This window comes from Bacillus sp. JJ664, from assembly GCF_036962205.1.
Taxonomy (GTDB): Bacteria; Bacillota; Bacilli; order Bacillales; family Bacillaceae_G; genus Gottfriedia.
Genome location: NZ_JBALMS010000175.1, coordinates 1 through 9,897, shown reverse-complemented (window position 1 = coordinate 9,897; position 9,897 = coordinate 1). Strand labels below are relative to the sequence as shown.

Below are 9,897 nucleotides of genomic sequence, written 5' to 3'. Positions count from 1 at the left end.
CCGCATCTCCCACAGGAGCCCTGCACCTTCCGTTGTAATCACCTTCTGTCTTTATCGTTTCAAATTAAAAAATCTTCAATTATTTAGAAAAGACATTTAGAAAAAACAAAAAAAGTATGAAAAGAAAATATTCTTTTCATACTTTTTTGATTACATTTCTTTTGGTGCACGAATACCCAATAATCTAAGTCCCTCTTCTAATACAATCGAAACAGCTTTGATTAGAGCTAATCTACTTACTAATTGATCGTCTTTAGTGAGGATATGTGTATTGCCATAATATTTATTGAACGATTGAGCCAAATCAATTGTATATTTTGCAATAACTGACGGTTCATTTTGCTCGAAACTACGTTTTACTTTGTCTGGAAAGGCTTGGATGTTTTTTATGATGTCCCAACTATACTCATCATGTAAACCAACTTGATGATGGAAATCTGTTACATCCGCTTTTTCCAAGATTGAATTAGTTCTCACAATAGAGTACTGTACATATGGTCCTGTTTCTCCTTCAAATTTTAACATTTGCTCTAGAGAAAACTCGAAATTATTCATTCGATCATTCTTTAAGTCTTGGAATATAATCGCTCCAACCCCTACCATTTTTGCAACTTCATCTTTATTTTTTAAGTTAGGATTTTTGTCAGATATATTCTGATTGGCTAAACTAATTGCTTCTTCTATAACTTTTTCAAGTAAGACAATTTTCCCTTTTCGAGTTGACATTTTTTTACCGTTTTGAAGAATCAAACCAAATGGTACATGTTCCATATTCTTAGACCATTCATATCCCATCTTATTTAAAACAGTAAATACTTGTGTGAAATGTAAAGCTTGTTCACCTCCAACAACATACACCGCTTTATCAAAGTCATATGTTTCTTTACGGTAAAGTGCAGCTGCCAAATCTCGGGTTGCATATAATGTAGCTCCATCCGATTTTCTAATCAGACAAGGAGGTAATTCTATTTCTGAAAGGTCCACAACCTCAGCACCTTCTGATTCAACTAATAATTTTTTCTCTTCTAATAATGTAATGATTCGATCCATTTTATCATTATAAAAAGCTTCGCCATTGAAGCTATCAAAGCTAACACCTAATAAATCATACACCATCTTAAATTCTTTTAGTGATTCTTCACGGAACCACTCCCATAATTCTTGCGCTTCTTCATTTTTCTCTTCTAATTTCTTAAACCAGCTTCTTGCTTCTTCTTCAAGCTGTGGTTCCTTCTCTACTTCTTCGTGAAATTTAATATATAGTGTTAGCAATTCTTTGATTGGATTTAATTTTACTTTTTCTTCTACTCCCCATCGTTTATATGCAACAATCAATTTCCCGAACTGTGTTCCCCAATCTCCTAGGTGATTGATTTTAATTGCTTTATAGCCATTTTTTTGAGCAATGTTCCCAATTGCGTTTCCAATCATTGTTGAACGAATATGACCCATTGAAAAAGGTTTGGCAATATTTGGTGAAGAACAATCAATCACAATTGTTTTCTCATCATCAGTAACTTGATTTCCAAAATCTTTTCCTTTATTTAATACAGTTTCAATAATATGCTTACTGACAATTTTCTTATTTAAAAAGCAGTTTACATACGGTCCATTCGCTTCAACCTTTTCAAATAATTCATGTTGAATAAGAGGTGCAATTTCTTGTGAGATGCTAACTGGGGACTTTCTTAATGACTTTGCAAGCTGAAAACAAGGAAATGCTAAATCACCTTGATCTGCATAATGTGGTTTTTCAATCAGTGCTCTAATTTCTATTTTATTTAATGCGCCATTTAATGCTTTTTCTAAATGTTCACTATACAATAATTCATAGTTCATCTTCCTTCATTCCCTTCTTAAAATAAATAAAACCCCGCCTCTAAAAAAGAGACGGGGTTTAAGTTCCGCGGTACCACTCTAATTGTTCAAATAATATTGAACCAACTTTAAGTTTGTTAACGAGGTTCCATCCCCGGTAAATCCTACTGCAATTCGAATTTACTTCTCCAAAGTGCGCTTCATCTTATTCGTTTTATTAGGCTTCCACCATCCCTAACTCGCTTAAAAACTTTATAAGACTACTCTCTTTATCGTAAAATTTCCAATATTCCTTTTACATATTTAAACATATACAAAACTAAATAACAACCTTCTTATTAAAAAATTTCAATAATTGGATGAACCTTTTATTGACAACCTTAATAACATAAATTTGAGGTGGAATTAATGAAAAAAGATTCAATTACTATCAGTCTTTGTATGATTGTAAAAAATGAAGAAAATGTTCTTGAAAGATGTCTTTCATCCGTTTCTACTATTGTAGATGAAATCGTCATAATTGATACAGGTTCAACTGATCAAACGAAAGAAATAGCAAAAAAATTTACAAATTGCGTTTATGATTTTAAGTGGATCAATGATTTTTCCGCGGCCCGGAACTTTGCATTCTCTAAAGCAACTAAAGACTATATTATGTGGTTAGATGCAGATGATGTCATAACAGAAGAGAATGCAAAAAAATTACTTGAGCTAAAGAAAACTTTAACAGTAGAAGTAGATGCTGTTGCAATGAAATATCATCTTTCTTTTGATGAAGATGGAAATTCAACATTTAGCTCTGTTCGGAATCGAATCGTTAAACGTAAAAGGAATTTTAAATGGATTGGATTCGTACATGAATATCTTGAAGTATATGGAAATATCATTCATTCAGATGCTGCCGTCATCCATTATAAGGATAAAGACTCATCTACCCGAAACTTAAAAATTTATGAAGAAGCAATTGCTTCAGGTAAATCATTAAATCCAAGAGATAAATATTATTATGCAAATGAATGTTTAGATCATGGTAAGTATGAAACCGCAATTGAATGGTATAACAAATTTTTAGATGAAGGAAAAGGCTGGTCTGAAGATAATATTCAAGCTTGCGGAAAAATGGCTGATTGTTATTTGAATTTAGGAGAAATGGATTTAGCAACCAGTAGTTGTCTAAAATCATTCACTTACGATGGTCCTCGTGGTGAAAATTGTTGTAGATTAGGCTATATCTATCTTCAACAAAACGATTATCATCGTGCAATCTCATGGTATAAAATTGCTACATTAGTTGATATTCCTAAACAAAGTCCTTTTATTAATACTGCGTGTTATACTTGGCTACCTCATTTACAATTATGTCTTTCCTACAGTCGTTTAGGTGATCAAGAGACAGCTAAAAAACATAATGATATTGCTGCTAGCTTTGCTCCAAATAACCCTTCGGTCAAGCATAATCAAGCGTATTTCAACTCATTATTTAATGAGCAATAATACAACTTCGGTGTCCCTCATTGTAACTTGTAATATCTTAAATACATTTATTAGTTAGAAGCGATATCTTAAGAAAAGAGTGATATTTTGACTACCGTTAGTTTATGTATGATCGTCAAAAATGATGAAGCGGTTATTGAAAGATGTCTACAATCAGTGACCGACTTGGTGGATGAAGTGATTATTGTTGATTTAAAATCCACAGATAGAACTAGAGAGCTAGCAAGTATGTTTACCAAAAATATTTATTCCCATGAAGCATCTCAGTATGAAAAAGATGCATTAAGCTATTTATTTGACCTCGCAACAAAAGAATATATTTTTTTCTTAAACCCTACTGATATTTTGTTCGAAAATGACCGAAAAAAATTTACACAATTAAAGCAGTCGATCAATTCAAATATAGATGGAATTTCAATGAAACTAATTACTAATTTGAATGAAAATATGCCAAAAATGCTAACTAGATTAGTAAATAGAAATAGTTCTTATTCTTTTAGTGTTGAATCCGATGAGTATCATATTAATGTTACAGGTAAAGTGATTGATTCAGACTTAGCGATCTACCATCTCCCATACACAAATAATCCTAATAACCATATAAAAATATTTAAAAAAATGATTGAAGAGAATGTTGACTTTTCATCGAGAGATTTATTTTATTATGCTAAGGAATTAAGTGATAATCATCAATATGTTCAATCGATTCAATATTTTCTAAAGTTTTTAAGAAAAAAGCAACCGTATAATGAACATAATATACTAGCTTGCTATTATTTAGCCGATAATTATCATCATCTCAATTTATTTGAATTAGAAAAAAGTTGGTTACTACACTCACTTCAATATGAAAAACCTCAACCAGAAACATGTTGTAGGATTGGTTATTTTTTTCTAGAAAATACAAACTATGACTCAGCAATCTTTTGGTATGAAGAAGCAGCTTCAAATAAAAATGGAGAGCAACTTTCAAGCGTTCAATATTCATATGCAACATGGATGCCTCATTTACAATTAGCAGTATGCTATGATCGAATTGGTAAACATCAATTAGCCTATGAACATAATGAAATGGCCTATAGTTACCACCCAACACATGCTAGCATATTATCGAATAGACAGTATTTCTCAAATTTATTAAATAAATAAACGGCGATTGAAGTTCTCAACCGCCGTTTTTATTATTTTTTCTTTACATGTACAAGCATTTGGTAGATTTCTAAATTTGTTGTTAACTCATCTAGTGTTATACCAAATTTATGTGCTAAGTGAACCACTTCTTCAAAAAATAATTTTATATTAATATTGACATCTATATTTTCATTTTTGTTATAAATGATGTCAAACATATGAGTAGGAAATAGTAGATTCAATGTTTTAGGCGTAAAAAATCTTACATGCTCCTTATCTAATATTCCTGCATTCAAATAATTCCAACTACCATTTAACAACTGGTAAAGCACTTCTCCATGTGAGACATTTGGAACTCTACAGATAATATTTCCTGATGGTTTTAATAGTTTACTAATTTCAATTATATAATTCCAAGGGTCGTAAATATGTTCGATTGTTTGATCTAAAATAATTAAATCAAAAAAATCATTTGGATATGTTAAATTCGTCTCATCACGACTCACAATATCAACTTTTTCATAAAATTGTGAAGCAATTGACGCCAATTCAGGATTTTTTTCTGTGCCATATAGTACACATGAATACCTATTTTTCATCTCTAAACCTGTTGCACCAGCCGAGCATCCAATCTCCAATACCTTCTTCACATTACTTGGTACCATATCAATTATTTCTAGTTTTGGATAAGCAGTATCTATTAAATGGTTGCCCCATTTTTCTATATAACGGAATCGATTTTCTACATAAAGTTGAGTAATATTAATATCACTATTCCCTTTAAATGTTACATGTCCATAATGATGTACATATGAATCTAATGCAATATGCAACTCGTAGCCTTCTAAAACCGTTCTTAAACAGATATCATCATCTTCAAATGAACCGAATTTAAATCTTTCATCAAAACCTTTTAGTTTTTCTATTACCTCACGTTTGACTAATAAACAAAAACCCACTAGTCGTAAAACCTGCTTAGATTTCCCCTTGACTGTTTCACAATATTGTAAAGCAAACTCATTTATTTCATCATCAGATTGATAATTCACGTCAATTCTTTGCAATCCACTTACATAATTACTTACTGGACCAACCATACCAATACGATCATTACTATATAAAAGATCTAACATTGCATCCAACCAATTTTCAGTAACAATTGTATCATTATTTAAAAACAAAAAATTATCTCCAGTAGCAACTTCAATTCCTTGATTACAGCCACCAGCAAACCCCATATTTTTTTCATTTAAAATCGTTATAAACGATGGATTACTTTTTAAATATTCACGTGTCCCATCGGTTGAACCGTTATCTACTACAATTATTTCGACTTGGTCTTTATTTGTATATTTTTCAAGGCTTTCAAAGCATTTTTTTGAAACATCTAGCTGATTATATGTTAATAGAATAATGCTAGTTTTCATTCATTACACCTACTCATCCTTTGCTTAAGTCCCCACTTATTATATATTCGGAGTATATACTTATCTATTTTGAGTTCCCCAATTAAATCCGATTGTCTCATCATTCCAAGGAATTCTTTTTTCATCCGGCTGGTTTGGATTATATGATTTTGTCGTACAATAAATGATTGTTGCAGATTGATCACCGATTACTCGGTATCCATGTGCTACCCCTTTAGGAATTAATAAAATCATTGGATTATTATCTCCCATATAGAAAACATTTGTTTTGCCTTTCGTTGATGAATTCTCTCTTAAGTCATATAAAACAACTTGTGCATTCCCAGATGGAAAAAACCAAATATCGTCTTGTTCTTCATGATAATGAAAAGCTTTAATCACGCCTGGATAAGTAGTTGACCATGATAATTGGCCAAAATTCGTCAGTAACTCATCATCATCCCTTAAAACTTCAGCAAAAAAGCCTCTATCGTCACAATGTTTAGTAAGTTTTTTTGTAATGACACCTTCAATTTGCATTAATTTCCATACTCCTTTTTTAAAAACTCATGTAATGCTTCTTTCCAATCCCTTTGATGAATTTGTAAATCAACAAGTTTCTTATTGCTTAATACTGAATACATTGGTCTTGGAGTTTTAGCACCATATTCTTTCGTTGTCACTGGAACGATTTTTGTTTTACGATGTAAAAAATGTAGTATTTCACATGCAAATTCATACCAACTACATTCCCCTAAATTCGTCACATGGTATATCCCAGGTTTCTCATTTAATAGAGACTGAAGGATTAGTACTAAGTCTTTCGTATATGTTGGACACCCTATTTGATCATCAACGACTCTGATTTCATCTAATTTATTTGATAAATTTACCATTGTATTCACAAAATTATCCGCTTTATGTCCGTATAACCAAGATGTCCGTATGATGGTACTGTCATCATTGATCGCTAATACTAGCTCTTCTCCAAGTTTTTTACTTTTACCATACATTGTATTTGGTGAGGTGAAATCGTCCACTTCATATGGGGTATTTTTTTCACCGTCAAAAACATAGTCTGTACTTATATGAAAAAAACGACAATTTATTTTTTTAGCTTCAAATGCTAGATTAAATGGTCCAATCGCATTAACAAGATACGCTTTTTCAATTTCTACTTCACATAAATCAACTTTTGTAAAAGCTGCAGCATTTATGATTACATTCGGTTGATGTTGGTTTAGTACTGTATTAATTTCTTTCCTATTCGTAATATCTAATTGCTTTTTGCCATATGAAATTATTTCAATTCCATCTTTACCAAAAAGATTTTGAATTTCCTTACCAAGCTGACCGTCAGCGCCAGTGATTAATATTTTCATATTTTCTTGTCACCAAACTTTTCAATATACCATTTCACCGTTTCTTCTAAAGATTCTTGAAAAGTATGCTTCTGTTTCCATCCTAATTCTGTTTGAATTTTACTAGAATCAATTGCATATCTACGATCATGGCCAACTCTGTCTGTTACATAGTCTATTAAACTCTCTGGTTTACCCATAATTGCTAATATCTGCTTAACCACCTCAATATTTGTTTTCTCATTGCCACCGCCAATATTATATACTTCACCACTTTTTCCATTTTCAATAATAATAGCAATTGCTCTGCAGTGGTCTTCTACAAATAACCAATCTCTAATTTGCAAGCCATCCCCATAAACGGGAATTTTCTTTTCTTGTAGCGCATGATAAATGATGGTTGGAATGTATTTTTCCTTATTTTGAAATGGTCCAAAATTGTTGCTACATCTAGTTGTGATGAGTGGTAAGCCAAACGTCTGAAAATATGAACGCACAATTAAATCAGAGCTTGCTTTTGATGCGGAATATGGATTATTAGGAGAAATAGGAGAGTGTTCAGTAAAAGGTGTATCATTTTTATCAAGTGTTCCATAAACTTCGTCCGTAGAAACATGGATCATTTTCTTTGCGAATCCATCCATCACAATTTGAATCATATTAAACGTACCAATTATATTTGTTTGAATAAATATTTCTCCGTCCTTAATACTACGATCCACATGAGATTCTGCAGCAAAATGGACAAGAACTTCATATACTTGATCTAAAGCCGTCCTTATTTCTTCTATATTGATAATATTTGCCTGAATAAACCTTACCCTTGGATTTTTAACTAATTTATTTATTTCCTCAGGATGACTTGCATAAGTTAATGCGTCGATAATAGTAATCTCATAATCAGTATTTTTTAAAATAAAGTTTACAAAATTTAAACCGATGAACCCCGCACCACCTGTAATTAAAATGTTCAATCGATCCCCACCTTTACAAAGACTTCGAACAGGTTTTTCACAAAATATCTGTCTTATATAATTCAGTTAAACGTTACTTACTTTTTTTGACATTTGATATAACACTTAATAAATACTTACCGTAATCACTATTAGCTAATGGCATCGTAAGTTTTTCTAATTGTTCAATTGTTATATATCCTTTTCTAAATGCGATTTCTTCAATACATGATATTCTTAAGCTTTGCCTTTTTTGAATCATTTCTATAAAAGTAGACGCTTGAATTAGTGATTCATGTGTACCTGTATCTAACCAAGCAAAACCCCTGCCAAGTATCTCTACCTTCAATTGACCAATTTTTAGATACATTTCATTCAGGTCAGTAATCTCATACTCTCCTCTTTCAGAAGGTTTAATTTGCTTAGCAAAATCTATTACTCTATTATCATAAAAATATAATCCAGTAACAGCATAGGTCGACTTTGGATTAATAGGTTTTTCTTCTATTGAAATGACATTTCCATCAACATCAAACTCGATGACGCCAAATCTTTGTGGATCTTTAACGTTATATCCGAATACTGTCGCCCCTTCTTTTAAAGTGGCTACTCGTTCTAATATCTTCGTAAAATCATGTCCATAAAATATGTTGTCCCCTAAAATTAGAGCAACCGATTCATTACCAATAAATTCTTCACCAATAATAAATGCTTGTGCAATACCTTCAGGTTTTTCCTGTGCAATATATGATAAAGTAATTCCAAGATTAGAGCCGTCCCCTAATAATTCCTCAAACCGAGGAACATCATGTGGTGTAGAAATAATTAGAATTTCCTTAATACCAGCAAGCATTAATATTGATAGTGGATAATAGATTAAAGGCTTATCATAAATAGGTAACAACTGTTTTGATATGACTCTTGTTAAAGGATATAACCTGGTTCCATTTCCACCGGCAAGTATGATTCCTTTCAATAAACAACACATCCCTAATGTACTTCTTATAAAGTTTGGATAATTAACATTAATTAACATATTCACAAAAAGTTTATCTTGTTAGTACTAAAAACATACTTTCATAAATTTCAGTCAAATAACCATAATAAAAGAAATCCTCATTTATATTCAAATAGATAACTATAAGAATAATAAATGAGGACTATAAAAATATGAGGCTTGTACTATTTTTTTCTAAACGCTAAATTTAAACGATACGATGAACTGACCAAGTGATTCCCGACGTATTATTTCCTCCAAGTGTAAGTGGTACTGTTAATCCATCTGCCTCATAGAAGAGACCAATTACATCCCCGGCAGTAAGTTCTAGATCTCCAGTTAGTGTCACTGTACCATCACCAAGTATTGCTCTTAAATTTAGAAGTAGAGCAATATTTACGTCTAAAATTGGTATTAAACCACCAATTAAATCCGTTGTAGTAGGTGAAGTTCTTCTGATGACAAATGAAGGGTTGACACCTGCTCCAGTTGCTACTGATAAAGTAGCTGTTGTTGAGTAGTTAATCGTCGCTTCAAAAACATATCTACCTGTTGCAGGTACAGTGAAATTACCTGTTACAGGATTAAATGTAGTTGCAAGGAAATAAGGATTAGCTACACTCCAGTTAGTTAATTGAGTACTTGCAGCAGTATTAACTGTTGGAATAAAGGCAGAGAAACCTTCTGCAAGGACACTTGGTCCTGTCGCGCCTGTTACCCCTGTTGCTCCTGTTACT

General features: G+C 31.9%; 8 protein-coding genes, 1 pseudogene and 1 other annotated feature. Of the genes and pseudogenes, 2 read left to right on the top strand and 7 right to left on the bottom strand.

The features are described 5' to 3' along the window. Positions 1–150: 150 nt before the first annotated feature. Complete coding sequence (gene argS, locus V7056_RS19575) at positions 151–1,839, bottom strand: arginine--tRNA ligase (RefSeq protein ID WP_499704066.1); 1,689 nt, start codon at positions 1,837–1,839, stop codon at positions 151–153. Between the two features lie 44 nt (positions 1,840–1,883). Then, positions 1,884–2,103: a binding site (T-box leader), on the bottom strand. 123 nt (positions 2,104–2,226) lie between these two features. Between argS and V7056_RS19570 the strand changes: the two genes are divergently transcribed. Both V7056_RS19570 and V7056_RS19565 read left to right on the top strand, forming a co-directional pair. After that, complete coding sequence (locus V7056_RS19570) at positions 2,227–3,312, top strand: tetratricopeptide repeat-containing glycosyltransferase family 2 protein (protein WP_499704065.1); 1,086 nt, start codon at positions 2,227–2,229, stop codon at positions 3,310–3,312. Between the two features lie 87 nt (positions 3,313–3,399). Beyond that, positions 3,400–4,461, top strand: a complete 1,062-nt coding sequence (locus V7056_RS19565; RefSeq protein WP_499704064.1) for a glycosyltransferase — start codon at positions 3,400–3,402, stop codon at positions 4,459–4,461. A gap of 32 nt (positions 4,462–4,493) precedes the next feature. On the opposite strand, the gene V7056_RS19560 is transcribed toward V7056_RS19565, so the two are convergent. The 6 genes and pseudogenes from V7056_RS19560 to V7056_RS19535 all read right to left on the bottom strand — a co-directional run. Continuing rightward, positions 4,494–5,870, bottom strand: a complete 1,377-nt coding sequence (locus V7056_RS19560) for a glycosyltransferase (RefSeq protein ID WP_499704063.1) — start codon at positions 5,868–5,870, stop codon at positions 4,494–4,496. Positions 5,871–5,930: 60 nt separating this feature from the next. Beyond that, entirely contained in the window at positions 5,931–6,389 is a 459-nt protein-coding gene (locus tag V7056_RS19555) for a dTDP-4-dehydrorhamnose 3,5-epimerase family protein (protein ID WP_499704062.1), read from the bottom strand. After that, positions 6,389–7,231, bottom strand: a complete 843-nt coding sequence (gene rfbD / locus V7056_RS19550) for a dTDP-4-dehydrorhamnose reductase (RefSeq protein WP_499704061.1) — start codon at positions 7,229–7,231, stop codon at positions 6,389–6,391. Before rfbD ends, V7056_RS19555 begins: the two co-directional genes overlap by 1 nt. Continuing rightward, positions 7,228–8,184, bottom strand: a complete 957-nt coding sequence (rfbB, locus tag V7056_RS19545) for a dTDP-glucose 4,6-dehydratase (protein WP_499704060.1) — start codon at positions 8,182–8,184, stop codon at positions 7,228–7,230. Before rfbB ends, rfbD begins: the two co-directional genes overlap by 4 nt. A gap of 73 nt (positions 8,185–8,257) precedes the next feature. Continuing rightward, entirely contained in the window at positions 8,258–9,139 is an 882-nt protein-coding gene (gene rfbA / locus V7056_RS19540; protein ID WP_499704059.1) for a glucose-1-phosphate thymidylyltransferase RfbA, read from the bottom strand. A 229-nt stretch (positions 9,140–9,368) separates the two neighbouring features. Further along, a pseudogene (locus V7056_RS19535) lies at positions 9,369–9,897 on the bottom strand (collagen-like protein); the annotation flags it as partial.

What these genes read in the sequence shown, in the direction of transcription:
- V7056_RS19555 (WP_499704062.1), bottom strand. Translation starts at nt 6,389, where the DNA reads ATGCAAATTGAAGGTGTCATTACAAAAAAACTTACTAAACATTGTGAC.
- V7056_RS19570 (WP_499704065.1), top strand. Translation starts at nt 2,227, where the DNA reads ATGAAAAAAGATTCAATTACTATCAGTCTTTGTATGATTGTAAAAAAT.
- V7056_RS19560 (WP_499704063.1), bottom strand. Translation starts at nt 5,870, where the DNA reads ATGAAAACTAGCATTATTCTATTAACATATAATCAGCTAGATGTTTCA.
- rfbD (WP_499704061.1), bottom strand. Translation starts at nt 7,231, where the DNA reads ATGAAAATATTAATCACTGGCGCTGACGGTCAGCTTGGTAAGGAAATT.
- argS (WP_499704066.1), bottom strand. Translation starts at nt 1,839, where the DNA reads ATGAACTATGAATTATTGTATAGTGAACATTTAGAAAAAGCATTAAAT.